The 22,707-nt window shown below is 70.3% G+C and carries 25 protein-coding genes; 13 read left to right on the top strand and 12 right to left on the bottom strand.

What is annotated here, in order from left to right; genetic code table 11:
- Positions 1-20: 20 nt before the first annotated feature.
- Positions 21-1,382 (bottom strand): FAD-dependent oxidoreductase, encoded by a 1,362-nt coding sequence (locus tag AB0J66_RS08690; protein ID WP_364657434.1) that lies wholly within the window; start codon positions 1,380-1,382, stop codon positions 21-23.
- Positions 1,383-1,391: 9 nt separating this feature from the next.
- Positions 1,392-2,552 (bottom strand): glutamate--cysteine ligase, encoded by a 1,161-nt coding sequence (locus AB0J66_RS08685; RefSeq protein WP_364657431.1) that lies wholly within the window; start codon positions 2,550-2,552, stop codon positions 1,392-1,394.
- Between the two features lie 138 nt (positions 2,553-2,690).
- On the opposite strand from AB0J66_RS08685, the gene AB0J66_RS08680 reads away from it, so the two are divergent.
- The 3 genes from AB0J66_RS08680 (at position 2,691) to AB0J66_RS08670 (ending at position 6,621) form a co-directional block, all read left to right on the top strand.
- Positions 2,691-4,064 carry a carbohydrate-binding protein gene (locus AB0J66_RS08680; RefSeq protein WP_364657428.1) on the top strand — a complete coding sequence of 458 codons (1,374 nt, stop codon included), beginning with the start codon at positions 2,691-2,693 and terminating at the stop codon, positions 4,062-4,064.
- 95 nt (positions 4,065-4,159) lie between these two features.
- Entirely contained in the window at positions 4,160-5,404 is a 1,245-nt protein-coding gene (locus AB0J66_RS08675) for a glycosyl hydrolase family 18 protein (RefSeq protein WP_364657425.1), read from the top strand.
- 23 nt (positions 5,405-5,427) lie between these two features.
- Positions 5,428-6,621, top strand: a complete 1,194-nt coding sequence (locus AB0J66_RS08670; protein ID WP_364657422.1) for a carbohydrate-binding protein — start codon at positions 5,428-5,430, stop codon at positions 6,619-6,621.
- A 10-nt stretch (positions 6,622-6,631) separates the two neighbouring features.
- On the opposite strand, the gene AB0J66_RS08665 is transcribed toward AB0J66_RS08670, so the two are convergent.
- Positions 6,632-7,285 carry a DedA family protein gene (locus AB0J66_RS08665; protein WP_364657419.1) on the bottom strand — a complete coding sequence of 218 codons (654 nt, stop codon included), beginning with the start codon at positions 7,283-7,285 and terminating at the stop codon, positions 6,632-6,634.
- Positions 7,286-7,363: 78 nt separating this feature from the next.
- On the opposite strand from AB0J66_RS08665, the gene AB0J66_RS08660 reads away from it, so the two are divergent.
- The 4 genes from AB0J66_RS08660 to AB0J66_RS08645 are packed head-to-tail and all read left to right on the top strand — an operon-like array spanning position 7,364 to position 11,735.
- Entirely contained in the window at positions 7,364-9,010 is a 1,647-nt protein-coding gene (locus AB0J66_RS08660) for an alpha-amylase family protein (protein ID WP_364657416.1), read from the top strand.
- Positions 9,011-9,052: 42 nt separating this feature from the next.
- Positions 9,053-9,817, top strand: coding sequence for a 3-oxoacyl-ACP reductase FabG (fabG, locus tag AB0J66_RS08655; protein WP_364657413.1), 765 nt, complete (start codon positions 9,053-9,055; stop codon positions 9,815-9,817).
- 44 nt (positions 9,818-9,861) lie between these two features.
- On the top strand, positions 9,862-10,269 hold the full coding sequence (locus AB0J66_RS08650; RefSeq protein ID WP_364657410.1) for a hypothetical protein: 408 nt from the start codon (positions 9,862-9,864) through the stop codon (positions 10,267-10,269).
- A 2-nt stretch (positions 10,270-10,271) separates the two neighbouring features.
- Complete coding sequence (locus tag AB0J66_RS08645; RefSeq protein WP_364657407.1) at positions 10,272-11,735, top strand: glutathionylspermidine synthase family protein; 1,464 nt, start codon at positions 10,272-10,274, stop codon at positions 11,733-11,735.
- Here AB0J66_RS08645 and AB0J66_RS08640 read toward each other — a convergent pair.
- Positions 11,716-12,147, bottom strand: a complete 432-nt coding sequence (locus AB0J66_RS08640; protein ID WP_364657404.1) for a hypothetical protein — start codon at positions 12,145-12,147, stop codon at positions 11,716-11,718. The two genes, AB0J66_RS08645 and AB0J66_RS08640, sit on opposite strands and share 20 nt — an antisense overlap.
- Entirely contained in the window at positions 12,140-12,508 is a 369-nt protein-coding gene (locus AB0J66_RS08635) for a hypothetical protein (protein ID WP_364657401.1), read from the bottom strand. Before AB0J66_RS08635 ends, AB0J66_RS08640 begins: the two co-directional genes overlap by 8 nt.
- Positions 12,509-12,579: 71 nt before the next feature.
- On the opposite strand from AB0J66_RS08635, the gene AB0J66_RS08630 reads away from it, so the two are divergent.
- Positions 12,580-13,485: a Gfo/Idh/MocA family oxidoreductase gene (locus AB0J66_RS08630; RefSeq protein WP_364657398.1), complete on the top strand. Its 906-nt coding sequence runs from the start codon at positions 12,580-12,582 to the stop codon at positions 13,483-13,485.
- On the opposite strand, the gene AB0J66_RS08625 is transcribed toward AB0J66_RS08630, so the two are convergent.
- Both AB0J66_RS08625 and AB0J66_RS08620 read right to left on the bottom strand, forming a co-directional pair.
- Positions 13,466-14,734, bottom strand: coding sequence for a hypothetical protein (locus AB0J66_RS08625; protein WP_364657395.1), 1,269 nt, complete (start codon positions 14,732-14,734; stop codon positions 13,466-13,468). The genes AB0J66_RS08630 and AB0J66_RS08625 overlap by 20 nt on opposite strands.
- Positions 14,731-15,231: a SigE family RNA polymerase sigma factor gene (locus AB0J66_RS08620; RefSeq protein ID WP_364657393.1), complete on the bottom strand. Its 501-nt coding sequence runs from the start codon at positions 15,229-15,231 to the stop codon at positions 14,731-14,733. The genes AB0J66_RS08625 and AB0J66_RS08620 overlap by 4 nt, the downstream gene beginning before the upstream one ends.
- A gap of 108 nt (positions 15,232-15,339) precedes the next feature.
- Between AB0J66_RS08620 and sigK the strand changes: the two genes are divergently transcribed.
- Both sigK and AB0J66_RS08610 read left to right on the top strand, forming a co-directional pair.
- Positions 15,340-15,981: an ECF RNA polymerase sigma factor SigK gene (sigK, locus tag AB0J66_RS08615; RefSeq protein ID WP_364657391.1), complete on the top strand. Its 642-nt coding sequence runs from the start codon at positions 15,340-15,342 to the stop codon at positions 15,979-15,981.
- The gene (locus AB0J66_RS08610; RefSeq protein WP_364657389.1) at positions 15,978-16,706 is read left to right on the top strand and encodes an anti-sigma factor; all 729 of its coding nucleotides are present in this window, start codon (positions 15,978-15,980) and stop codon (positions 16,704-16,706) included. The genes sigK and AB0J66_RS08610 overlap by 4 nt, the downstream gene beginning before the upstream one ends.
- Before the next feature lie 10 nt (positions 16,707-16,716).
- Here AB0J66_RS08610 and AB0J66_RS08605 read toward each other — a convergent pair whose 3' ends face one another.
- The gene (locus AB0J66_RS08605) at positions 16,717-17,007 is read right to left on the bottom strand and encodes a hypothetical protein (RefSeq protein WP_364657387.1); all 291 of its coding nucleotides are present in this window, start codon (positions 17,005-17,007) and stop codon (positions 16,717-16,719) included.
- Between the two features lie 247 nt (positions 17,008-17,254).
- On the opposite strand from AB0J66_RS08605, the gene AB0J66_RS08600 reads away from it, so the two are divergent.
- On the top strand, positions 17,255-17,623 hold the full coding sequence (locus AB0J66_RS08600) for a hypothetical protein (RefSeq protein WP_364657385.1): 369 nt from the start codon (positions 17,255-17,257) through the stop codon (positions 17,621-17,623).
- Between the two features lie 3 nt (positions 17,624-17,626).
- On the opposite strand, the gene AB0J66_RS08595 is transcribed toward AB0J66_RS08600, so the two are convergent.
- Complete coding sequence (locus AB0J66_RS08595; RefSeq protein ID WP_364657383.1) at positions 17,627-18,556, bottom strand: AraC family transcriptional regulator; 930 nt, start codon at positions 18,554-18,556, stop codon at positions 17,627-17,629.
- A 365-nt stretch (positions 18,557-18,921) separates the two neighbouring features.
- Between AB0J66_RS08595 and AB0J66_RS08590 the strand changes: the two genes are divergently transcribed.
- Entirely contained in the window at positions 18,922-19,278 is a 357-nt protein-coding gene (locus AB0J66_RS08590) for an STAS domain-containing protein (RefSeq protein WP_097318103.1), read from the top strand.
- A gap of 23 nt (positions 19,279-19,301) precedes the next feature.
- Positions 19,302-19,631, top strand: coding sequence for a YnfA family protein (locus tag AB0J66_RS08585; RefSeq protein ID WP_364657380.1), 330 nt, complete (start codon positions 19,302-19,304; stop codon positions 19,629-19,631).
- Between the two features lie 4 nt (positions 19,632-19,635).
- Here the strand turns inward: AB0J66_RS08585 and AB0J66_RS08580 are convergent, their stop codons facing one another.
- The 3 genes from AB0J66_RS08580 to AB0J66_RS08570 form a co-directional block, all read right to left on the bottom strand.
- Positions 19,636-21,198 (bottom strand): MDR family MFS transporter, encoded by a 1,563-nt coding sequence (locus AB0J66_RS08580; protein WP_364657377.1) that lies wholly within the window; start codon positions 21,196-21,198, stop codon positions 19,636-19,638.
- The gene (locus AB0J66_RS08575) at positions 21,198-21,812 is read right to left on the bottom strand and encodes a TetR family transcriptional regulator (RefSeq protein WP_364657375.1); all 615 of its coding nucleotides are present in this window, start codon (positions 21,810-21,812) and stop codon (positions 21,198-21,200) included. Before AB0J66_RS08575 ends, AB0J66_RS08580 begins: the two co-directional genes overlap by 1 nt.
- A gap of 68 nt (positions 21,813-21,880) precedes the next feature.
- The gene (locus AB0J66_RS08570) at positions 21,881-22,447 is read right to left on the bottom strand and encodes a dienelactone hydrolase family protein (RefSeq protein WP_364657373.1); all 567 of its coding nucleotides are present in this window, start codon (positions 22,445-22,447) and stop codon (positions 21,881-21,883) included.
- Positions 22,448-22,707: the final 260 nt, after the last annotated feature.

The raw sequence follows: 22,707 nt of genomic DNA, 5'->3' as shown, positions 1-22,707 counted from the left end.
GTGAGCCGAATCCGGTTAAATCAGCCCGCGTGCACCGCGTCCGTCGCCTTTCGGGCAGCGATCAGCACCGGGTCCCACACCGGCGCGAACGGCGGCGCGTAGCTGAGATCGAGCGCCGTCATCTCCTCCACCGTCATCTTGTTCCACAGCGCGACGGCGAGGGCATCGATCCGCTTCGCGGCCTCGGAACGGCCGACGATCTGGGCGCCCAGGAGCAGGCCGGTACGCCGCTCGGCGATCAGCTTGACCGTCATCGGGGACGCGCCGGGGTAGTAGCCGGCCCGGCTGGTCGACTCCACGGTCGCCGTCACGAACTCGTACCCCGCCTGCTCGGCCTCGTGGGAGGTCAGGCCGGTGCGGGCCACCTCGAGGTCGCAGACCTTGGTGACCGCGGTGCCGATCACCCCGGGGAACGTGGCGTAGCCGCCGCCGATGTTGATGCCGGCGACCCGGCCCTGCTTGTTGGCGTGGGTGCCGAGCGGGACGTGGACCGGCCGCCCGGTGATCAGGTGGCGGGTCTCCACGCAGTCGCCGGCGGCCCAGATGTTCTCGGCGCCCTCGACGCGCATCCGCAGATCGGTGAGCAGCCCACCGGTCGCGCCGACGGGCAGGCCGGCGTCGCGGGCGATCGCGGTGTTCGGGCGTACGCCCAGGCCCATGACCACGACGTCGGCCGGCAGCGAGCCGCCCGGGGTGACCACCGCGGTGACCCGGCCGCCCTCGGTCTCGAGGCCTTCCACGTGGGCGTCGGTGACGATGTCGATGCCGAGCCCGCGGATCGCGTCCTGGACCATCCGGCCGATCTCGGGGTCGGCGGTCTTGGCCATGGGCTGCGGCGATTTCTCGAGCAGGGTCACCTCGAGGCCGCGCTGGATCATCGCCTCGGCCATCTCGACCCCGATGTAGCCGCCGCCGATCACCACCGCGCGCCGGGGTTTCTCCGTGCTGTCGAGCCAGGCATGGATGGCGTCCGCGTCTTCCAGGGTCTGAACGCCGAACACCCCGGCCTCGCGCACGCGGGCCCACTCGGGCACGACCGGGGAGGCGCCGGTCGCGTAGACGAGGTGGTCGAAGCTCTCGCGGACCTCGCCGGACGCGGAGTGGGCGACGACCTGCTGACGGGCCAGATCAACGGCGACGACGTCGTGCTGGAGGCGGACGTCGATGCCGTTGGCCCGGTGCTCGTCCGGGCTGCGCGCGATCAGCGCGTCCCGCGAGGAGACCGCGCCACCGATCCAGTACGGGATGCCGCAGGCCGAGTAGGACGTGAAGCGCCCGCGCTCGAAGACGACGATCTCCAGCTCGGCCGGGCCCAGGCGCTTGCGGGCCTGGGACGCGGCCGACATGCCGGCCGCGTCCCCGCCGATCACGACGAGCTTCATCAGGCCAGCCTACTGACCTCCGCGATCGCCCCGGGTCGCCTTGGCTATCTGGTCCACCACATCGGCCACCGTGCCCTGCTGGGCCAGGATCGCGCGCTGGCGGGCGGCGCCGGTGCCGTGCGAGCGCAACTGTCCGAGTAGGACGGTGACCCGCTCCAGGTCGCCGTGGCGCTCCAGCTCGGGGCGTACGTAGTCGAACAACTGCCGCATCAGCTTCCACGCGGGCCGGGGCTCGCGGGTGGCCATGTCGATGTTGACGCCCTCGAGCCCGTCGTGCGCGGCCCGCCAGTGTGCGGCCACGAGCAGCGTGTCCGGCACCTCGGGGGCCGGCTTGCCGTCGCGGACCTCGTTGAGCAGCGTGGCGACCAGGGCCCGGGCCAGCGCGGCGAGCAGCACCGCGTCGTCGGTGGTGGGCATCACGTCGCCCATCCGCAGCTCGACGGTCGGGTAGTTCGCCGCGAGCCGGGCGTACCAGTAGAGCATGCCCTCGTCGAGCATGGCGCCGCTCGCCTCGAGATCCGAGATCAGCGTCAGGTAGTGGTCGTGGGAGTGCAGGTAGGGCGCCGGGCCGACGGTGGGCCAGCGCTCCCACATCATGTAGCGCCAGCTCGCGTACGTCGTGTCGCGCCCCTTGAACAGCGGCGAGTTGACGGTCGCGGCCTGGAAGATCGGCAACCACGGGCGGAGGTGGTTGAGGATCTGCACGCCGGTCTCCGGGTCCGGGATGCTGACGTGCACGTGGGTGCCGCACATGCCGGCGCCGGGGGAGAGGTCGCCGAAGCGCTCGCGCATGCGGTGGTACCGGGGGTTGTCGACCACCCGGACGTGCGGGCCGGCGACCGGGCCGGTGCCCATGGCCAGCAGGCGGGCGCCGGCCTTGTCGGCGGCCTGGGCGACCTCGGCCCGCAGCCGGACCAGGGACTCGCCGAGGGCGCTCAGCTCGAGCTGGGGCGGGCTGGCGATCTCGATCTGGCTGCGCATGTACTCGTGCTGCACCGAGCCGCGGATGCCCTCACCGAGGTGGTCGAAGACCTCCTCGACCGCCTCCACGGGCCGGGGCTCGACCGCGTCGACCAGGAGGAACTCCTCCTCGACGCCGAGCGTGTGCAGATCGTGGGCCTCGGCCTGCTCGGCCAGTTCGGGGTCGAGGATCGTGCCGCCCGTGTCCATGACCTCGGATTACCCGATCTTTCCGGAAGAGAAACGGTATCAACGGGCAATCGACGTCAGTCCATATTGACAGCACGTTCGTAACAAGCGTGAAATCCGCTGAGAGCGCTCTCACACCCCCAACGGAAGGCGCGTCCCATGAGATTTCGCGTTGCGACCGCGGCGGTAGCGGCGGTACTGGCAGTGAGCTCGAGTGCGATCTTCGCGATGAACGCCGAGGCGGCCGTGCCCGCTGCCCCGTCCGGCATGACCACCGTCTTCAGCGACGACTTCACCGGGGCCGCGGGCACCGGGCTCAACCGGTCCAACTGGCTCTACGCGACCGGCACGGGCTACCCGGGCGGCGCCGCCAACTGGGGCACCGGCGAGGTCGAGACGATGACCGACTCGACCAGCAACGTCTATCAGGACGGCAACGGCAACCTGGTGATCAAGCCGCTGCGGGACTCGTCCGGCCGCTGGACGTCGGGCCGGGTCGAAACGCAGCGCACCGACTTCGCGGCGCCGGCCGGCGGCAAGCTCCGCATCGAGGCGCGGCTGCAGCAGCCCAACGTCAGCGGGGCCGCCGCGGCCGGCTACTGGCCGGCGTTCTGGGCCCTCGGCGGGGCGGCCCGCCCGGTCGGCGCCACGAACTGGCCCGGCATCGGCGAGTGGGACATCATGGAGAACATCAACGGGCGCGAGTCCGTCTTCGCGGCGCTGCACTGCGGCACCAACCCGGGCGGGCCGTGCAACGAGACCACCGGCATCACCAGCGGTGAGCGGGCCTGCAGCGGCTGCAAGACCGGCTTCCACACGTACGCCATCGAGTACGACCGGACGACGTCGAACGAGCAGCTGCGCTGGTACCTCGACGGCAACAACTACTTCACCTTCAGCAAGAACCAGCTCGACGCGACCACCTGGAACAACGCCACCCAGCACGGCTTCTTCGTCATCCTGAACGTGGCCATGGGCGGCGGCTTCCCGGCCGCGTTCGGCGGTGGCCCGACCGCCTCGACCCAGCCCGGCGTCCCGATGATCGTCGACTACGTCGCGGTGTACCAGTCGTCCGGCGGTGGCTCGACCACGCCGCCGCCCACCACCACGCCGCCGCCGAGCGGCACCCGGGACGCCTTCTCCCGCATCGAGGCCGAGTCGTTCAACGCGAGCGCGGGCGTGCAGGTCGAGACGTGCTCCGAGGGCGGGCAGGACGTCGGCTACATCGCCAACGGCGACTGGCTGCAGTTCAACAACGTCAACTTCGGCTCGGGCGGGGTGCGCGACTTCGTCGCCCGGGTGGCTTCCGGCGCCGGCTCGGGGGTCAGCGGTCTGGTCGAGGTACGCCTCGACAGCCGCTCCAACGCGCCGATCGGCAGCTTCGCGCTCGGCAGCACGGGCGGCTGGCAGACCTGGCAGTCGATCCCCGGCAACGTCTCCGGCGTGACCGGCACGCACACCGTCTACGTGACCTTCACCAGCGGCCAGCCGGCCGACTTCGTGAACCTGAACTGGATCCAGTTCCGCAAGTAGGCGATCGACAGATTTAAGAATATTTAAGGCGCTCTCCCTCTGGACTGTTCTGTTAACAAGCCTTAATGATTAACGGACATGAAGGAGGGAGGGCCATGAAGCGCTCCAGGTCTGTCGTCATGGCTACCGTCGCCGCGCTGGTCGCGGGCGGGGCGGCCACGTATTTCACCAGTTCCGCCTCGGCCGCCACGGCCTGCGCGCCGGCGTGGTCGTCGTCGGCCGTCTATGTCGGCGGCAACGCGGCCTCGCAGAACGGGCACAACTACTCGGCCAAGTGGTGGACGCAGAACGAGTCCCCGGCCACGCACAGCGGCCAGTGGGACGTGTGGGCCGACCAGGGGGCCTGTGGAGGCACGACGCCTCCGACAACGCCGCCCACCACGCCGCCGACGACACCGCCCACGACGCCTCCGACAACTACCCCGCCGCCGAGCAACGGCGTGCTTCCGGCGCACTTCCTCACCGGCTACTGGCAGAACTTCGACAACGGCGCGGCCCCGCTCAAGCTGGCCGCCGTCCCCACCACGTACGACCTGATCGCGGTGGCCTTCGCGGACGCCACCTCGACCCCCGGCGCGGTCTCGTTCACCCTTGACCCGGGCCTGGCGAGCGCGGTCGGCGGTTACACCGACGCCCAGTTCAAGGCGGACATCGCGACCCTGCACGCGCGGGGCAAGAAGGTCATCATCTCGGTCGGCGGCGAGAAGGGCACGGTCAGCGTGGCCAGCGCGACCGCGGCCACCAACTTCGCCAACTCCGTCTACTCGCTGATGACGACCTACGGCTTCGACGGCGTCGACATCGACCTGGAGAACGGGCTCAACCCGACCTACATGGCGCAGGCGCTGCGCAGCCTGCGGGCCAAGGCCGGCAGCAACCTGATCATCACGATGGCCCCGCAGACCATCGACATGCAGAGCACCGGCTCGTCGTACTTCGCCCTGGCGCTGTCCATCAAGGACATCCTCACCGTCGTCTACACCCAGTTCTACAACTCGGGCGCGATGCTCGGCTGCGACCAGAACGCCGCCTACAGCCAGGGCACGGTGAACTTCCTGACCGCGCTGGCCTGCATCCAGACCCAGAACGGCCTGCGCCCCGACCAGGTCGCGCTCGGCCTGCCGGCCAGCACCCGGGCCGCCGGTGGCGGCTACGTCGCGCCCTCGGTGGTCAACGCCGCCCTCGACTGCCTGGCCCGCGGCACCAACTGCGGCAGCTTCAAGCCGCCGGCGACCTACCCCGGTATCCGCGGCGCGATGACCTGGTCCATCAACTGGGACGTCACCAACGGCAACGGCTTCGCCAACACCGTCAAGCCGCACCTCTCCACCCTCCCCTGACCCCCTCAGGAGCACCCACCCCCATGAAGAAGATCCTCATCCTGGGCTCGGTCGCCGTGGCCGCCACGGCCGCCGCGATCCTGCCCATGGCGACCTCGAACGCGGCCGCGGCCTGCGCCCCCGCGTGGTCCTCCTCGGCCGTCTACGTCGGCGGCAACACCGCCTCGCAGAACGGGCACAACTACTCGGCCAAGTGGTGGACGCAGAACGAATCCCCCGCCACCCACAGCGGCCAGTGGGACGTCTGGGCCGACCAGGGCACCTGCGGCGGCACGACGCCACCGACCACCCCGCCCACGACGCCGCCGACCACCCCGCCCACCACTCCGCCGCCGTCGACCGGCACCAAGATGGCCTCGGCGCCCTACATCTACCCCGGCTGGGGCAACCCGCCCGCGCCGGCCACCGTGGTCAACGCGACCGGCATCAAGGCCTTCACGATGGCCTTCGTCCTCGCCAACAACGGCTGCAACCCGGCCTGGGACGGCGAGAGCGGCCTGACCGGCGGCGTGCACGCCAGCACCATCGCGGCCATCCGGGCCGCCGGGGCCGACGTGGTCCCGTCGATCGGCGGCTGGAGCGGCAACAAGCTCGGCCCGAACTGCTCGACGCCGGAGGCGCTGGCCGGCGCGTACCAGAAGGTGATCGACGCCTTCCAGCTCAAGTCGATCGACATCGACATTGAGAACAGCGACGAGTTCGAGAACACGGTCGTGCAGGACCGCATCCTGGGCGCCCTGAAGATCGTCAAGCAGAAGAACCCGTCGGTGAAGACGATCCTCACCTTCGGCACCACCACGACCGGCCCGAACTACTACGGCACGCGGCTGGTGCAGCAGGCCAAGGCGCTCGGCGCCAACATCGACATCTTCACCCAGATGCCGTTCGACTTCGGCGCCGGCGACATCTACACCGCGACGGTGAACACCTCCGAGGGTCTGAAGAACCTGCTCAAGACGACGTTCGGCTACACCGACGCGCAGGCGTACTCGCACCTGGGCATCTCCGGCATGAACGGGCTCTCCGACCAGCAGGAGCTGACCACCACCGAGACGTGGACGAAGATCCGCGATTACGCCCGCAACAACAACCTTGCCCGCTTCACCTTCTGGGCGGTCAACCGGGACCGCGGCTGCGCCGGTGGCGGCGTGGTCTCCGACTGCTCCGGCATCGCGCAGGCCGACTGGGCCTTCACGAAGATCAGCGCCGGGTTCTAGAGAGGCGCAGCTAGTCGCGACTGGAAACGGACGCGCGGTCGCTCTGACGAGCGGCCGCGCGTCGCCGTTTGCGCACCTTCTTGACGACCCAGCTGCCGATCGCGATGACGATCGCGGCCCAGATGGCGTAGTCGAGCCAGTGCGAGTACTTCTCGATGTCCTGGTATTGCGAGCCGAGCGCGTAGCCGCCGCCGATGAAGATCGCGTTCCAGACGCCGCTGCCGATCGCGGTGAAGAGCGTGAACAGCCCGACGTGCATCTTGTTGGCGCCGGCCGGGATCGAGACCAGACTGCGGACGACCGGGGCGCAGCGGCCGAACAGCACGGCCGCCTTCTCGTGCTTCTCGAACCACCGGTCGGCGGTGTCGAGATCGTCCGCGTCGACCAGCGGGATCTTGTCGAGCCAGCGGCGCAACCTGTCCTCACCGAGGGCGTAGCCGAGCCAGTAGAGGGCCAGGGCGCCGAGCACCGAACCGGCCGTGGCGGCCAGGAACACCAGGACGAGGTTGACCCGGCTCTCACTGGCGAGGTAACCCGCCAGGGACAGCACGATCTCGCTCGGGATCGGCGGAATCAGATTTTCCAGGGCCACCAACAGGCCCACGCCGAGCTCACCGAGTGATTCGATGACAGAGGTCACCCACGCTGTCAGTCCGCCGCCCATTCGTAGTTTGTACCCAACGAACCTGCGCCCAACCTGAGTGCTGTTTCGGGCGGCGTGACGACGGTGAAGTAAAGGGACATGACCGACCGGTGGTACCAGAAGGCCGTCATCTACTGCTGTGACATCGACACTTTCGCCGACTCGAACGGCGACGGCTGCGGGGACATCCGCGGCCTGATCGGGCGTCTCGACTATCTGGCCCGGCTCGGGGTCACCTGTCTGTGGCTCAACCCGATCCACCCGTCGCCGGACAAGGACGACGGCTACGACGTGTCCGACTTCTACAACGTCGACCCGCGCTTCGGCAATCTGGGCGACTTCGCCGAGCTGTTGCATCAGGCGGGCAACCTCGGCATCAAGGTGATCATCGATCTGGTCGTGAACCACACCTCGGACAAGCACCCGTGGTTCCAGTCGGCCCGATCGTCACCCGATTCTCCGTACCGCGACTGGTATGTCTGGTCCGACACCGAGCCGGCGGACCGCAAGCAGGGCATGGTCTTTCCCGGGGAACAGGACGAGACCTGGACGTACGACCGGACGGCGAAGCGCTGGTACTACCACCGCTTCTACAAGTTCCAGCCGGACCTCAACATCAACAATCCCGAGGTCCGCGAGGAGATCAAGAAGATCTGCGCGTTCTGGCTGCAGCTGGGCGTGGCCGGGTTCCGGATGGACGCGGTGCCGTTCATCATCGAGGAGACCCAGCCCGGCAACCCGAACTCGCCCAAGGACATGGACTTCATCACCGAGCTGCGGCAGTACGTGCAGTGGCGCAAGGGCGACGCGGTCCTGCTGGCCGAGGCCAACGTGGAGCCCGACGAGCTCAAGCGCTACTTCGGTGACACCGGCGGCTCGGCCAACCGCATCCACATGCTGTTCGACTTCATGCTCAACACCCGGATGATCCTGGCCCTGGCCCGGGAGAGCGCCGAGCCGATCATCGACGGCCTGCGGGACACCCCGCAGCTGCCGGAGGGCGGCCAGTGGGCCACCTTCCTGCGCAACCACGACGAGATCGACCTGTCGCGGCTCACCGCCGAGCAGCGCAACGAGGTGTTCGAGCGGTTCGGGCCGGACGAGAGCATGCAGCTCTACGGCCGGGGCATCCGGCGGCGGCTGGCCCCGATGCTCGGCAACGACCGGCGGCGCCTGGAGCTCGCCTACGCCCTGCAGTTCAGCCTGCGCGGCACCCCGGTGCTGCGCTACGGCGAGGAGATCGGCATGGGCGAGGACCTCACGCTCGAGGGCCGCGACTCGATCCGTACCCCGATGCAGTGGTCCGGCCTGCCCAACGGCGGGTTCTCCAAGGCCGCCCCGAAGGATCTGCTGCGCCCGGTCATCTCGGGCGGCGACTTCGGCTACGAGAAGGTCAACGTCACCCTCCAGCGGCACAACCCGAACTCGCTGCTGTCCTGGTTCGAGCGGATGATCCGGACGCTGCGCGAGGCCCCCGAGGTCGGCGCCGGCTCCTCCAAGCACGTCGACGTCCCCGTGCCCACCAATGTGCTGGTGCACCGGGCCGACGACGGCACCGGCACGATGGTCTTCGTGCACAACCTCGGCCCGGAGGCGGCGACCGTGGACCTCAGCACGCTGTACCCGGAGGCCGAGATGCCGAACGACGTGCTGGCCGATCAGGAATACCCGGACCTGGGCGAGTGTGACAAGGTCGACGTGGCCGGGTACGGATACCGCTGGATCCGACTCCGCCGAACCGTCTGACGGGCGTTAAAGTGCACTCTTAGTGCAAATAGAGGAGGCCGTATGTCGCAGTCCGCTCCCACCCGTACCGCCATCGTCACCGGCGCCGCCCGCGGCATCGGCGAGGCGACCGCCCGCCGGCTCGCCGCCGACGGCCTGGCCGTGGCCGTGGTCGACCTCGACGAGGGCGCCTGTGCCAACACGGTGACCGCCATCCACGACGCCGGCGGCACCGCCCTCGCGGTGGGGGCCGACGTCAGCGACCCGGCCCAGGTCACGGCGGCCGTCGAGAAGGTCTCGGCCGAGCTCGGCGCGCCGACCGTGCTGGTCAACAACGCCGGCGTGCTGCGCGACAACCTGCTGTTCAAGATGACCGACGACGACTGGGAGACCGTGATGGCGGTCCACCTGCGCGGCGCCTTCCTGTTCAGCCGGGCCGTGCAGAAGCACATGGTCGACGCCGGCTGGGGCCGCATCGTCAGCCTCTCCAGCACCTCCGCCCTCGGCAACCGCGGCCAGGCCAACTACGCCGCGGCCAAGGCCGGCCTGCAGGGCTTCACCAAGACCCTGGCCATCGAGCTGGGCCGGTTCGGCATCACCGCCAACGCGGTGGCGCCGGGCTTCATCGTCACCGACATGACCGCGGCCACCGCGGCCCGGGTCGGCGTCGATTTCGCCCAGTTCGAGAAGGCCGCGGTCGCTCAGATCCCGGTGGGCCGGGCCGGACGCCCCGAAGACGTCGCGAACACCGTATCCTTCCTCGTCAGTGAGGGCGCGGGGTTCGTCTCGGGCCAGGTCATCTACGTCGCCGGTGGGCCGCGCGCGTAGAGATCATTGCTGAGAGGCGTTACAAAGGAACTATGAAACGGCGCATGGCTTCCCGCAGCGTCTCGCTGACGAGCACCTTCCTGCTTCTGGCGGCGGGCGGCGCGGCGGCGTGCGACAACGACGACGACTACCAGGACGCGGGCTTCTACTGCGCCGACGCCAACGGTGTCGTCGTCGACGAGGACAACTGCGACGACGACGTCAACCGTTCGTACAGCGGCGGCAGCGCGTTGCCCTTCTTCATCTGGTACTCGTCGGGGTACCGGTCCGGCTACCCGGTCGGTTACCGGCTGCCCGCGGGCGGCAACAAGTTCGCCTACAACGACCGGGCGGCCCGGCAGTCGTTCGGACTACCGGCCACCGGCAAGATCGGCAACGGCACCGTGAAGACCAGCGTGGTCGGCAAGGGCGGCGCGGCCCGGGGCTCCTCGTCCGGCAAGTCGGGCGGCTGAGCGTGCGCCGAGTTCCGTACGGCCCGGTCCGCGAGGGCTGGCAGCTCACCAACTTCAGCCTCGGTCTGACGTACAACGACACCGAGCTGCCGGACGGGACGATGATCTCGTACTGGCAGGAGGGTCCGTACTACGACTTCACGGCGGCCGAGATCGAGGAGCTCGAGGCGGCCACCACGACCCTGCACGCGATGTGCCTGGAAGCCGGCGACTGGATCGTCCGGCAGTGCCCGCGGCACACCGTGCAGGGCCGCAAAGAGGGCTACTTCACCTCGGTCTGCAACCCCGAGACCTGCTTCATGGCCAAGATCGGCGTGCCCGAGTTCGCCCACGAGCAGATCATCCGGACCTGGTTCGACGGCGACGCCGAGACGTGGACGCACTACGACAAAGACCCGGACATGCGCCTGCCGATGGAGACGCCGGACTACTCGCCGAGCGTCTACGGCCGTTTCGACCTCTGGTACAACGGCGCCGGCAGCACGCCCAAGCTGCTCGAGTTCAACGCGCAGACGCCGACCGCGCTGGTCGAGAGCTCGGTCATCCAGTGGCACTGGATGGACCAGACCGGCGTCACCCAGCACGAGTGGCGGCAGTGGAACTCGATCCACGACCGCCTGGTCGGCTGGCCCGCCACCCCGGGCGAGGCGGGCGACCCGGGCGCCTGGCGCCGCAACATCAACAAGCTCCGCGAGGCCCGGACGTGGCTGCCGGAGAAGCCGAAGATCTTCTTCGCCTACGAGACGTCCGAGACCTCGGGCGAGGACCGGATGAACGTCGCCTACCTGATGGCGACGGCCGAGGAGGCCGGCTATCCGGTCGAGCTGATCGCGATGAGCCAGATCGGCTGGGACGTGGCCGGCGACCGGGTGGTCTTCGTGCCCTCACCGGGCCAGGAGCACAAAGCCGAGCCGATCGACATCATCTTCATGCTCTACCCGTGGGAGTGGTTCTGGACCGAGGAGGGCGGCAAGGCCTTCTTCCGGAACATGGCCGACCCCACCAAGCACGGCACGGTCTGGATCGAGCCGCCCTACACGGCCGCCCTGCTCGGCAACAAGGCGATCCTGCCGGTGCTGTGGAAGCTGTTCGGCGACGACCCCGAGCGGAGCAAGTACCTGCTCCCGGCGTACTTCGCCGACTCCTCGAAGGCGAAGACGCTGACCAGCTACGCCAAGAAACCGGTCTGGGGCCGCGAGGGGGGGTCGGTCACGCTGGTCCGCGACGGGGTCACCATCAGCGAGAACCCGTCGGAGTACGGCGTGGACGGGCGCTACGTCGTCCAGCAACTGTGCGAGCTGCCGTCCTTCGACGGGCTGGAGGGCACGGTCCACCCGGTGATCGGCTCGTGGCTGATCGACGGGGAACCGGCCGGCATGGGCATCCGCGAGGGGCTCGGCGACGACGGGCTCGTGACGAAGGACCGGTGTTATTTCGTCCCGCACGTCATCGAGGCGTCGTCGTAGGCCGGTGCCGCCAGATCCACCAGAGGCCGACGAACGGCAGCACCAGCGGGACGTAGCCGTAGCCGCTGCCGTAGTGCGACCACACGGTGTCGTCCGGGAACGCGACGGCGTCGGCGATGCTCAGCGTGCCCACCACGAGCACGCCGACCAGCTCGATGCTGCAGCTGACGAGCGCGATCAGCCGGCCCCGGGCGCCCCCGATCGCCAGGCCCACGGTGGCCGAGATGTAGACCAGGCCGGCGAAGGCCGACAGCAGGTAGGCCAGCGGGGCCTCCTTGAAGTGCGTGGAGATCTGCACCAGGGCGCGGGCGCTGGCCGAGAGCGCGAAGATGCCGTACACCAGCAGCAGCACCCGGCCGAGGCCGGTGCCGAGGGCGGCATCCTGGGGGCGGGTGGACGTTTTCTCAGGCACCGACGGTCACCTCCGCGATCTGCTGCAGGCGCAGCACGAGAACAGGCAGCACCAGGCAGGCGACGCCGAGGATGAGGCTGCCCCACCGCGTCGGCTCCAGCCGGGCCAGATAGAACGCGACCGGCCCGAAGGCGATCGTGGTGATCAGGTAGCCGGCGAAGGTGGGCGTGTCGCTCGGCCGGGAGCCGTCGAAAAGGCTCACCACCGCGACGATCACGAGCACCGCGACCAGCGCGCTGAGGGCCAGCGTGGCCCAGAGGTCGACGTTGCTGGGCGCGCGGTTGAGCGCCGCGCGGAGCAGGAACCATGCCGCCAGCACCAGAGCGGCGATGATCGTCGCCACCGAAAGGGGACCGTTCACCGGCACAGCGTACTGATCGAAGGTCGCCTGATAGCTTGCGGCTGGGCCACGAGAGAGGCAGGCAACTTCCGATGCGCTTCGGACTTTTCGGTACGGGACCATGGGCACACCTGGCGCACGCACCCGCGCTCGCCGCACACACTGATGTCGAGTTTGTCGGGGTCTGGGGGCGCAATTCCGACAAGGCAAGTGAGCTGGCGGCCGAACACGGCGCGAAGGCGTACGCCGAAGTGGACGATCTGCTGGCCGACGTCGACGCCGTGGCCATCGCGCTGCCGCCGGACGTGCAGGCGCCGCTGGCGCTGCGCGCCGCCCAGGCCGGCAAGCACCTGGTGCTCGACAAGCCGGTCGCGTTCACCTCCTCGGAGGCGACGGCCATCGCCGACGAGGTCGCCGCGCGCGGGCTGGCGTCGCTGGTCTTCTTCACCCGCCGGCTCTTCCCGGAGATCGAGGAATTCGTGGCCGGCGCGGTGGCCGACGGCGGCTGGGTCGAGGGCCGGGTCGTCCACCTCGGCCGCATCTTCACCGAGGACAACCCGTTCGGCGCGTCGCCGTGGCGCAAGGAGAGCGGCGGCCTGTGGGACGTCGGCCCGCACGCGCTGGCGCTGGCCCTGCCCATTCTGGGCCCGGTGACCGAGGTGGCCGCGATGACCGGTGACCCCGACATGACCCACCTGCTGCTGCGCCACGCGGGCGGGCCGATCAGCTCGCTCGTCCTCTCGCTGGACGCGCCCGGGGCGGCCGAGCGCGAGGAGGCCGTCTTCTCCGGCTCGGCCGGGGTCCGCGTCGTGCCCTCGGCCCCGTGGTCGCCGGTCGACGCCCTGAAGCGGGGCCTCGGCAAGCTGATCGCCGCGGCCGGCGGCGGCCCCGCGGTCGACCTCGACGTCCGCTTCGGCGCCGAGGTGACCGCCGTCCTGGCCGCGGCTCAGGAGGCGGCCGCCACGGGCCGGACGGTCGCTATCGACAGCGCCAGATGACCGGCCTGTCCCGGTGACTCGGATCGGCCCGGCCGCTGATCATGCTGCCGCCGACCGTCCGCGCGTCGTCGCCGATGCTGGTGAGGCTCATCCAGTTCTCGCCTTCCTTCGGCGACGCCGCCTCGGGCGGCAGAGGTAGCGTGAGCAGCGCCCGCCCCACGTAGGCGGCCGTCCGGTCGCCCGCGAACATCCCGTTGCCGCTGAGGTCCGCCTGCGTCGAGGCGTCGCCGAGCCGCTGCCAGGTGTCGCTGCGCGGGTCGTACCGGTAGGGGAGCGTGATCGACGACTCCGAGAGCAGGTGACCGTAGATCCAGCCGCGGGCGAAGGTCAGCGGCGTGAACTGGGGGTCGACGCCCGCCGAGGACGTGTCCGGGAAGGGCAGACGGGCCTCGACCGACGGCATTCCCGAGGGCAGGGGGATCGGGCTCATCGACGGCGCCGGGTAATGCCCCTTCGGCGGCTTGAGGAATCGACCGGTGCCGTCGGGCGACCACAGATATCCGCCCCGGCCGATCTCGGCGACGATGCTCCCGTCCTCGGCGATGTCACGGACCCTGACCTCGCCCGGCCGCACGCCGGCCGGGAGCGGCAGGGGTTCGGCCGGCGCCGTGAGTGAACGCCAGCGCACGGGACGGGTCTCGTTCTCGGTCGGGCCGACGTTCCCCACGATCACCCCGGCGTCGTTGATCGCGACCGGCTCACCGGCGCCGCCGGCCAGCTTGTGGAACGAGCCGTTCCGGTACGCGAAGGGCTGGTTGGCCCCGGTGTCGCTGAAACCGACGGCCACACCGGCGCCGTTGATGTCGCGGACGCCGAAGCTCGAGGCCGGCGCCTTGGCGTCGGTCACCAGCTGCCCGCCCCGCCAGATCAGCAGCGAGTTGAACACCGGCGGCTCGTGGTAGTTGGGCTCCGAGACCCCGGCGTGCCAGGTGCCGCTCGGGTCGCCGGCGGTCAGGTTGGCGTCGGGGTGGCCGCCGATCGGCAGCATGGCGGGCACGCAGGCGCCGGGCATCGGCGGATCGGGCGGCAGCACCTTCGGCTTCGGTGGGGTGCCCCCGCCGGTGGCCAGCACCCCGCCGACGGACGCCGCGGCGACGGCCGCGACCAGGGCGGACCCGCCGGCCCACCACCGGCGGCCGCGGCGGTGCCGCCCGTCGCGCATGGCCTTGGCCACGTCGATCTTCGACGGCGCGTCCGGTTCGCCGTCCAGCGGCCGCAGCAGCAGGGCGCCGTACTCTTCGTCCCTCACAGGGCACCTCCCACGCGATCGCCGAGGATCCGGCGCAGGGCGTTGAGCCCGTGCGACGTCTGGCTCTTGACGGTTCCCTCGGAGCATCCGAGGATCTGCGCCACGTCGGCGACCGATTGATCGCAGAGGAAGCGCAGCACCAGCACGGCCTGCTGGCGGGCGGGCACCCGGCGCAGGGCGGCCCGCAGCACGGTCCGTTCCTCGCTCGTCCCGGGCGGCGCGGCCGGTGGCTCCGGGGGCGCGCCGCGCAGGTTGACCCGCCACCACCCGCGGCGCTTCTCGTCGAGAAAGGCGCGCACGAGCATGGTGTGCACGTACGAGTCGACGTGCTCCACCCGCGAGATGCGCGACCACTGGGCGTACAGCTTGGTGATGGTCTCTTGCACCAGATCGTCGGCCTCGTCCGAGCTCCCGCTCAGCAGGAAGGCGACCCGGCGCAGGGCGGGTATCCGCCCGTGCACGTAATCCAGGTAACCGGCGTCCGATTCGTCAGTCATCCCCGCTCCCTTGTCCATCCATAGACGGGGACCGCCGCCCGGAGGTTGTAGGGAAATTCTCGCCGCGATGGCCCATCCGGCGGCCCGTCCGCTCCGAATGAGCGTTGAATGGCCGTACAGCGGAAGGCGGATCCCATGGCGGAGCGCGGCGTCGGGCGCCGGTCCGAGCATCTCTCGGCGGTGCCCGATCCTCAGGCCCCGGTCGACGTGGGCGAGCTGCTGCGGGTCGTGGCCCGCGGTGACGAGCGGGCCTTCGGGCAGCTGTACGACATCGTCTCGCCCCGGGTCTACGGTCTGATCCGGCGCGTGGTGCGTGATCCGGCGCAGGCCGAGGAGGTGGCGCAGGAGGTGCTGGTCGAGGTCTGGCGGACGGCCGCGCGGTTCGACGCCGGGCGCGGGTCGGCGACGTCGTGGATCTTCACGATCGCCCACCGCCGGGCGGTCGACCGGGTCCGGTCCGAGCAGGCGGCCACCGAGCGGAACGCCCGGATCGGCGCGGCGTCGGTCGACACGCCGTACGACGTGGTGGCCGACGAGGTCTCCGGGCGGCTCGAGCGCCAGCAGGTGCGACGTTGCCTGGAGGGTCTGACCACCCTGCAGCGGCAGGCGGTCACCCTCGCGTACTACCAGGGCCATTCCTATCCGCAGGTGGCCGAGCTGCTGGACGCGCCGCTGCCGACCATCAAGACCCGGATGCGGGACGGGCTGATCCGCCTCCGCGACTGCATCGCGACGGGGGCCACGGCATGACCACGGAGATTCACACCTTGCTCGGCCCGTACGTGCTGGACGCGGTCGACGACCTCGAGCGGGCGGCCTTCGACCGGCATCTGCGGGAGTGCGCCGAGTGCCGGGCCGAGGTCGACGAGCTGCGTGAGGCGACGGCCCGCCTGGGCGGCGCGACTTGGTCGGTTCCGCCGCCGCGGCTGCGGGAGAACGTCCTGGCCGAGATCGGGCGTACGCGTCAGCTGCCGCCGGTCGCCGAGAAACCGCCCACCGCTTTCCGCTGGCGGCGCCTGACTGCCGCGGCCGCCGTCGTGGTCGCCGTGGCCGGGGCCGGCGCGGTGGCCTACGAGGTCCAGGACCAGCGCGTACGTACGGAGCGCGCGACGGCCGAGGCCGCGCGGGCCGGCGAGGCCCGGGTGCGGGCCATCCTGACCGCGCCCGACCTCACCGTCCGGGAGGAGGCGCTGACCACCGGCGGCCGGCTCACGGTGGCGTCGTCCGGGATGTACGGCGCCGGCGTGGTGATGCTGGCCGCCGACGGCTCGGCCCCGGACGGCAAGGTCTACCAGCTGTGGACGCTGCGGCCGAACACCGCGCCGGCTTCGGCGGGCGTGCTGGAGCCCGGCCAGGCGGCCACGGTGCAGCTGGTCGAGGGCCTGGCCGGGGTGACCGGGGTCGCGGTCACGGTCGAGCCGCCGAAGGGCTCGACCGCGCCGACCACGACGCCGATCGGCGACGTCACGCTCTAGCCGGACAGCTTTACGGGACGGTGCGCTCGATGGCGGCGGCGCCGTCCCGCTCCAGCTCCTCGCGGGCCTTCTCGACGTTCTCGGGCGTCGGGTCCTTGCCCTCGGCCACGGCCAGGTCCTCCGGGTCCCAGGGCTGGTCGGCCCCGGTGCGCACGTTCGGCTCCTGGCCGGGCTCGAGGAACTCGGGGGTGTCGCTGTCGGCGCCGCCGCCGGTGATGAACGCGTCGACCGCGACGTCGTCCTCGACGGCGTCCGCGACCTCCTGCGTCTCCTCCAGCGGCTGGCGGATCTCGTCGGTCATGGTGTCCTCCCAGGGATGCTCAATCGGTTCTTACCCCGTCGGATGGCTTCTCGACCATGGGGTGGAATCGGACGATCATGCCGACGGCGGTCAAACTGAGCGCTAACTGGACAGGGCCTGCGCGTTACGGATGGACGCTTAGTAGCGGGCCGAATACATTTTCGCCTTGGCGCCCGTTAACGGACCGCCGGTGTGGGCATGCGCCGGTCGGTGGTGATCCGACGGGTGCGGTAAGGGGGAGCGCGACGTGACCAGCCTGTCCGATGCCGAGCGGGACGCGTGTGACGTGATGCAGGCCCTGGCCGGCCTGGTGGCGCTGCTGCGCCGCTCGGCGGCCGACATACCCGGCCTCGACGCGGACGATCCGGCGGCGGACGACGCTCGCCGCCTGCTGCTCGGCCTGGCCGAGGACGGCGGCCAGGCGGCGGCCCGGGTGGTGGCCTATCTGCGCGAGCAGCGCGGCGCGGGCGACGGCGAGCTGGCCTCGGTGCCGCCGCGGCTGGGCCCGTGGCGCGAGTGGGCGCCCCCGCGCGGTCACCTGTTCGGGGTTGCTCCGAGCACCCGGCGCGCGCCCAATGAGGTGCCCCAGCCCCGGCGCTGCGACCCGGGGGAGTAACCCTTACGACCGCAGGGTCTCCGAGGGCGACTCGCCGAACTTGCCGCGGTAGGCCGAGGCGAACCGGCCCAGGTGCGCGAAGCCCCAGCGGTGGGCGACCGCGGCCACCGTCACCCGCAGCGGATCGGCCCGCCGCAGCGCCTCACGCGCCCGGTCGAGCCGGACCTGCTGGAGGTAGCTCATCGGGGCCACCCCGACGTGGCGCCGGAAGCCGTCCTGCAGCGAGCGCACGCTCATCCCCGCTATCCGGGCCAGGTCGGTCACCGTGAACGCGCGCTCGGGCTCGCCCTGGATCGCCTCCACCACCCGCCGGATGGCGCGCGGCGGTCCCGGTGTGGCCGGGCCGGTCAGTTCCCGGTGGTAGCGGTGCGGCATGCTCAGCAGCAGGCCGCTGAGCACCGCGCTGCGCAGCTGCTCGGCGATGATCGGCTGGTAGAACAGGCTCTGGCCGAACTCGAGCTCGTCCCGCAGCAGGCGCACCAGCCGGCTCCAGCTGTGCCCGGGCCCGCTCGACAGGTCGATCTCCGGCGGCAGGTCGATCGGTCCCTCGATCGGGCGACCCAGCAGACCGGCCAGCTCCTCCTCCAGCGCCTTGCGCTCGATCTTGACCGCGAGCTCGGCCGAGTTGGCCTCGCGGGAGGTGTAGACCGGGCTGCCGGGACCGAAGACCACGCCGGTCGACGGGGTGGCCACGATCTCCCGGCCGGCGTGCCGGGCGTGCAGCCGCCCGCTGGTCGGCATGCTGACGTGGTACGCGTCGAGCTCGGCCACGAGCAGGGTCACGGCGGTCGCGAAACTGAGCTGGCCGACCGTCAGCGGTCCGAGTTGGATCAGTTCCATCCCGAGACCGAAAGTGCCCGCACCCTCGGGCATGCCGACGGCCACGGGGTAGTAGAACCGATTTAGCACCGTACGGGCTTGATCGATATCCACGCTGGTGAGATGGACGACGTCCGCCGCCCCCGAAGATGCCTGGGCGGACCCCGGAAAGACGTCAGCCATACCGAGACGCGCTCCATCGCATACGGTGAGTATTCGGCCCCCGCACGTGGAACGTCAACGTTCCCGCCACGCGCTGACCGTTCCAGCACATTCAGGCCATATGAACTACTCTGGCGTTCCGCGCCTACGTGGCGTAACTTGCAGACCAGCGGATTGTTGTAGGAACGCGGTCGGAGAGCGGCACCGGGCGAGGTGCCCGACGACACCGAGACAGTTATTTTCAACGGGTCGAGCGTGTGCGTCCTTCGTGCGGCAAGTCGGCGTCGGCCCCGCTCGACGCCAGGAAGAGGGCAGCCGTGTATCTGCCGATCACCACCCGTCAGCTGGCCGACGGCACCGTCGAGATCGCGCCCAGCGGGGAGATCGACCTGGACAACGCCCACGTGATGCGGGACGCCGTCAACGACGTGCTGACCAGCTCCACGCCGGGCAAGATCTGTCTCGACCTGCAGCGGGTCATGTTGATCGACAGCATCGGCATCGGCATCCTGGTCGCCTGCTTCCACACGGCCGCCGCCAGCGGGGTCAAGCTGGTCGTGAGCCACCCCAGCCCCACGGTGTACCGCCAGCTCTGGGTGTCCGGGCTGGTCGGGCTCCTGGGCTGCGCGGAGCCGCCGTCGCCGCGGACGTCGGTGGGTCTCCGGCCGTCCTGATCTTCTTTGCTTAGATCGAGCGCATGATTGTCCTGCGCTCGATCGCCCTGTTCCTGCTGGCCGCGGTGGCCGAGATCGGCGGCGCCTGGCTCGTCTGGCAGGGCATCCGCGAGCACCGGGGTCTGCTCTTCGTGGGCGCCGGTGTGGTCGCGCTCGGGGCGTACGGCTTCGTGGCCACCCTGCAGCCCGACGCGAACTTCGGGCGCATCCTCGCCGCGTACGGCGGGGTCTTCGTGGCCGGCTCGCTGGCCTGGGGAATGCTGGTCGACGGCTTCCGGCCCGACCGGTACGACCTGATCGGCGCCGCCGTGTGCCTGGCCGGGGTGGGCATCATCATGTACCCACCCCGGTGAGACGTCAGTGGATCGACAGTGCGGCCGCTTCCTCCTGAGCGCGGCGCTCGTCACCGCTCAGCGTGGACAGCGGCTTCTCCTTGATGAAGACCACCGCGACGATCGCCAGGAAGGCGATCGGGGCCGCGACCAGGAACAGGTCGGAGGTGGCGGTGCCGTAGATGTCCTTGACCACGGACAGGACCTGCGGCGGCAGCGTGCTCACGTCCGGCACCTCGGCCGACCCGCCGGCGGTGGCGGCCGCGCCCAACTTCTCGGTGAACAGCGACGTCACCCGGCTCGCCAGCACCGCGCCGAGGGCGCTGACACCGATCGCGCCGCCCATGCTGCGGAAGAACGTCAGGGCCGAGGTGGCCGCGCCCAGCTCGGCCGCGGGCACGTCGTTCTGGGCGGCCAGCACCAGGTTCTGCATGAGCATGCCGACCCCGATGCCGAGCACCGCCATGTAGACCGAGAGCATCAGCACGCTGGTGTGCGCGTCGATCGTGCTCAGCAGCAGCATGCCCACCGTCATCACGATCGCGCCGACGACCAGGTACATCTTCCACTTGCCGAATTTCGTGATGAGCGCTCCGGCCACCGTCGAGGAGACCAGCAGACCGAAAATCATCGGGAGGCTCATCAGGCCGGCCACCGTCGGGGACTTACCGAGCGCGACCTGGAAGTACTGCGACAGGAAGACCGTGCCGCCGAACATGGCCACGCCGACGAGCACGCTGGCCACGATGGTCAGGGTGACCGTGCGGTTCCGGAAGATCTTCAGCGGCACCACCGGCTCCGGCGCCTTCGACTCGGCCCACACGGCCAAAGCCAGCAGGACGACGCCGCCGGCGACGAAGACCGCGGTCTCCCACGAGGCCCAGTCGAAGTGCTGACCGGCCAGCGTGGACCAGATCAGCAGGGTGCTCACACCGGCCGTGATCAGCCCGGCGCCCAGCCAGTCGATCTTCACCTCGCGGCGCGACGTCGGCAGGTGCAGCGTCTTCTGCAGCAGGAAGATGGCGGCGATCGAGAACGGCACGCCGATGAAGAAGCACCAGCGCCAGCCCAGCCAGGACGTGTCCACCATGACCCCGCCGATCAGCGGCCCGGCGATGGTGGCGACACCGAACACGGCGCCGAAGATGCCCGAGTACCGGCCCAGCTCCCGCGGCGGGATGATCGAGGCCATCACGATCGTGGCCAGCGCGGTCATGCCGCCGGCGCCGATGCCCTGCACGGCCCGGCTGACGATCAGGACACCCACGTCGGGGGTGAAGCCGGCGATCAGCGAACCGGCCACGAAGAGCAGCAGCGAGAGCTGCACCAGCAGCTTCTTGCTGTAGAGGTCGGCCAGCTTGCCCCAGAGCGGGACGGTGGCGGTCATCGCCAGCAGCTCGGTGGTGACGATCCACGTGTAGACGGACTGGCTGCCGCCGAGGTCGGCGATGATCCGGGGGAGCGCGTTGGAGACGACGGTCGAGGCCAGGATGGCCACGAACATGCCGAGCATCAGGCCGGACAGCGCCTGCACGACCTCGCCGCGCGACATCCGGCCGTTGACCTCGGCCGGGGTGGTGACTGTCATCAGTCGCCTTTCTTGATGGGGGTGTTCAGGCCTTCGGCCAGCACACCGAAGGCCTCGCGGACGAGCTCGAGGAGGTTCTGGTCGCCGGGGTTGTCATCGCTCCGGTCGGCCCAGCGCATCATCGCGGCGCGGACGGCCGTGCCGGTCAGCGTCGCCGCGAGCAGCGGGAAGTAGCCGCCCGCGGGCAGGCCGAGCCGGGTCGCGATCGCGCCCGCCCACTCCTGCTCGGCGATGGCGCCCTTGGCGACGAGGATCGGCAGCAGCGCGGAGTTGTCCTTGATGACGCGCATCCGGAGCAGCCAGATGTCGCGGTCGGCCTGGATCTGCTCGATCTCCGGGACCAGCGCCGTCAGCACCGCCGCGACCAGCGGCACCTCGGCCGGCACGGCGAGCAGCCGATCGCACACCGACGGCCCGTCGGCCACCGGCTCCCCGATGATCGCGTCATCCTTGGTCGCGAAGTAGTTGAAGAACGTCCGCGGCGACACGTCCGCCGCCTCGCTGATCTCCTCCACGGTCACGTGGTCGAGCCCGCGCTCCTCGGCCAGCCGCAGGGCCGCGCTCATCAGCGCCGCCCTGGTCTGCAGCTTCTTACGGTCCCGGCGATTGAGCACAGCCGAAGGCTAGGGCCGAACTTGCAGCCTCTGCAAACTTTTAGTTTGTGCAGTGACGCGGGTCTCCCTCAGGACAGCCGAAGGAACTCCGCACACCGCTGCCACATCCGGTCCGCCGCCGGACAGTCGTAGTCCGCGAGCCCCTCATCGACCCAGAGATGCCCCACCCCCGGATACCGGTAGACCTCGAAGACCGCCCCCGCCCGGGCCATCCCGTCGATCCACCGCCCCACCGCCGCCGCCGGCACGAACTCCGGATCCGGATCCGCCACGTGCAGCTGAGCCCGCAGCCCCTCCCGCGCGTGATCGACACCGCCCGCCGCCGCGACCATCACCACCCCATTGGTGTGCGGCCGCTCCGGCAGCAGCGCCTCCACCACCCCCGCCCCCATGGAGAACCCCATCAGAACCGCCTCCGGCGGCAGAGCCCGTACGGCCTCCCGCCCCCGCCCGACAACGGCCTCCCATCCCACCTTGCCGGCCAGCGCGAACCCTTCCTCCACGGTCCCCACCGCCGGCAGCCCATAGAGGTCCGGCGCGACCACCTCGTGCCCCAGCGTCCGCAGCCGCTCCGCCGCCCCCAGGACCGCCGGCCGAAGCCCATAAACCGAATGAAACAACGCAACCGACCCCATACGGCCAATGGTGCCCGACCCTGCCGAACCGAACCTCCGCAATAAAGCGAGTCAAGGGCTTACCCGCGTTGCTCTTCGTCGCCAAGGCGAGCAAGGATCCACCCGTGACTGAGGGCCTGTTGGGCGGATGGGACTGTGCCACGAGAGGTGTTTCCGGCCCGACACGCCAGGCTGAAGACCTGGCGGGATGGGCACCGTGAGTGATGACATCGAACGTTATGAGTCCACGGAAGAAGACCGAGGGTGACGGGCGGCAGCTG

The organism is Actinoplanes sp. NPDC049598 (assembly GCF_040675435.1).
Taxonomy (GTDB): Bacteria; Actinomycetota; Actinomycetes; order Mycobacteriales; family Micromonosporaceae; genus Actinoplanes.
Note: the sequence above shows the minus strand (reverse complement) of the source record. Positions and strands in the feature narration are given on the sequence as shown.